Source organism: Azospirillum humicireducens (assembly GCF_001639105.2).
Taxonomy (GTDB): domain Bacteria; phylum Pseudomonadota; class Alphaproteobacteria; order Azospirillales; family Azospirillaceae; genus Azospirillum; species Azospirillum humicireducens.
Genome location: NZ_CP028902.1, coordinates 444,470 through 447,119, shown reverse-complemented (window position 1 = coordinate 447,119; position 2,650 = coordinate 444,470). Strand labels below are relative to the sequence as shown.

At 67.4% G+C, this 2,650-nt stretch carries 3 protein-coding genes; all 3 read left to right on the top strand.

Annotation, left to right across the window (positions count from 1 at the left end; genetic code table 11):
- Positions 1–322 precede the first annotated feature (322 nt).
- On the top strand, positions 323–1,216 hold the full coding sequence (locus A6A40_RS16550) for a MurR/RpiR family transcriptional regulator (protein WP_108546998.1): 894 nt from the start codon (positions 323–325) through the stop codon (positions 1,214–1,216).
- A 41-nt stretch (positions 1,217–1,257) separates the two neighbouring features.
- Positions 1,258–2,103, top strand: a complete 846-nt coding sequence (locus A6A40_RS16545; RefSeq protein WP_108546997.1) for a D-amino acid aminotransferase — start codon at positions 1,258–1,260, stop codon at positions 2,101–2,103.
- On the top strand, positions 2,100–2,650 hold a 551-nt coding region (locus A6A40_RS31440), incomplete at its 3' end, for an ATP-binding cassette domain-containing protein (RefSeq protein ID WP_236783868.1). The genes A6A40_RS16545 and A6A40_RS31440, both read left to right, overlap by 4 nt.

Genomic DNA, 2,650 nt, shown 5'->3' with positions numbered 1-2,650 from the left:
GATGGCGGCCTTTTCGGGGCCGGTGAGGGTCCGGTAGTCCTCACGAACCTTTTGAGCCATTGCTGCCCTTCATGCCTGCGCTGAATCCAAAATTGTCCGATGATTGCGGCAAACATCGTTAACAAACGATAAGGAAATCCCTAGGGAGTTCCGAAAACGGCGGTTCCGCCGCAGCAGGGAACCGGTTCGATCCGCCCGCCATGTCCTGGCATGCGCCTGGTCATACGCCACTATGTGAAAATGAATTTACAGGAATGTGGAAAAGCTGTAACTCTGAACTCACGCAAGCCGCGCTTGGGCTTTCCGAAAGGGCACCGAGGGGATGGAGCCACCCATTCAGACGGGATCGCTGCTGATCCGGATGCAGAACTGCCAGGCGCAACTGCCGGCGGCGCTCGCCAAGGTTGGGGAGTGGGCTTTGGCCTATCCCTTCCGCACCGCGACGTTGAAGATCGGCGAATTGGCCGCGGCGGCAGAGGTGTCGGTCGCGTCCGTCAACCGCTATGCCCGTTTCCTCGGCTATGAGGGGTATCCGGAGTTCCGCGAGGATCTGCTGCGCGCCTTCGAATCCACCTTCGCCCCGGTGGAGAAGCTGCGCGTCGCCGTTCAGCGCGACACCTCGAACGCCGAGATCATGCGGGAATCGCTGGCCAGCGACGCCGGCAACATCACCCGCACCATGGAGCTGCTGCAGCCTGAACAATGCGAGGCCGCGGTCCGCCTGATCCGCGAGTCCAAGCGCATCGTGGCGCTTGGCTTGGGAGATAGCGCCTATCTCGCCCTGTTCCTGGCCGACATGCTGGAGCCCTATGTCGACCATGTCCGCGAGGCCATCGAGTTCGCGGGCACCGAGCGCACCATCCGCCGGCTGATGACGGTGAAGCCCGGCGATCTGGTGATCGCCATCACCTCGCCGCGCTATTCGCGCCGGACCATCGAGCATCTGCAGCTGTGCCGTGAGCGCGGGGCGAGGGCCATCGCGCTGACCGACGCGCCGGACAGCCCGATCGTCCCGCTGGCCGACGTCACCCTGCTGGCCGGGGCCGACCATGGCGTGCGCCACAGCTCCCCCACCGGATTGATGGCGCTGATCGTGGCGCTGGGCACCGCGCTGTCCCGCTCCGGTCCCGACAGCGTCGGACAGGCGGCCGACGTCGCCGAACGCATCCTGCCCTACCTCCATGTCGTGCCGAAAAACAAACGGCCGACCGAGTGAGCCGGGCTTTCCTTTCCACGCGCCAAAGAAGCTGAAAAGCGATGACGATCTCCTATTGGAACGGGCGTTACCTGCCGCTGGACGAGGTCCATGTGTCGCCGCTGGACCGCGGTTTCCTGTTCGCCGACGGCCTCTATGAGGTGACCGCTGCCTACAATGGCCGCCTGTTCGAGCCGGAGGCGCACATCGCCCGCCTGCAGCGCGGCATGGCCGAACTGCGCATCGACTGTGCCCTGTCGGCCGGCGACTGGATGGCCATCATGGAGCGGCTGGCCGTCGACTCCGGCATCGACGGCGACCTGACCGTCTATCTCCAGGTCACCCGCGGTGCAGCATCCAGCCGCGGCCACGCCTTCCCGGCCGGCGTCACCCCGTCGGTGTTCGGCATGGCGAGCCCGCTGAAGCGTCCGCCGGCCTCCTGGCGCGACCAGGGCGTCGCCGCCATCACCATTCCCGACATCCGCTGGGGCCGCTGCGACCTGAAGACGGTGGCGCTGCTCGGCAGCGTGCTGGCGCAGCAGGCGGCGACCGATGCCGGAGTCGTCGATGCGCTGCAGTTGCGCGACGGTCTGGTGACCGAGGGGGCCGCGACCAACATCTTCGTGGTCAAGGACGGTGTCATCGCCACCCCGCTCAACGACACCCGCATCCTGGAAGGCATCACCCGCACCGTCATCCTGCGGCTGGCCGCCGAGGCCGGCCTGCGGCTGGAGGAGCGCGACATCCCGGCGGCGGAACTGGACGCGGCCGACGAGATCTGGATCGCCAGCACCACCAAGGAGATCACCCCCGTCACCAGCCTGAACGGCAAGCCGGTCGGCACCGGCGCGCCGGGCATGGTGTGGCGCCGCATGTTCGCGCTGTTCGCCGAGAGGCTGGGACGATGAGCGGCGCCGCCGCGATGCGGGCGGTCGATACCGCGCCGGCCCTGCTGTCCGTAGAGGGGCTGAGCGTCGCCTTCGACGGCGAGCATGGCCCCGTGCGCGTCGTCGACGACGTCAGCTTCACCGTGGCGCCGGGTGAGACTGTCGCCATCGTCGGCGAATCCGGCTCCGGCAAGTCGGTGACCTCGCTGTCGCTGATGCGGCTGGTCGATTATGCCGGCGGCCGCATCGTCGGCGGGCGCATCCGCTTCAAGGGCCGCGACGGGCGCGAGCGCGACCTGGCATCGCCGCCGGCCGAGGCGCTGACCGACATGCGCGGCAACGACATCGCCATGGTCTTCCAGGAGCCGATGACGTCGCTGAATCCGGTCTTCACCATCGGCGACCAGATCGCTGAGGCGGTGATGCTGCACCAGGGTCTCGACCGCAAGGCGGCGCGGGCGGAGGCGCTGCGCATGCTGGAGAAGGTGCGGATTCCCGAACCGGCCCGGCTGCTCGACCGCCATCCGCACCAGCTGTCGGGCGGCATGCGCCAACGCGTGATGATCGC

Coding starts and splice junctions, on each gene's coding strand:
- A6A40_RS16550 (WP_108546998.1), top strand. CDS start 323: ATGGAGCCACCCATTCAGACGGGATCGCTGCTGATCCGGATGCAGAAC.
- A6A40_RS16545 (WP_108546997.1), top strand. CDS start 1,258: ATGACGATCTCCTATTGGAACGGGCGTTACCTGCCGCTGGACGAGGTC.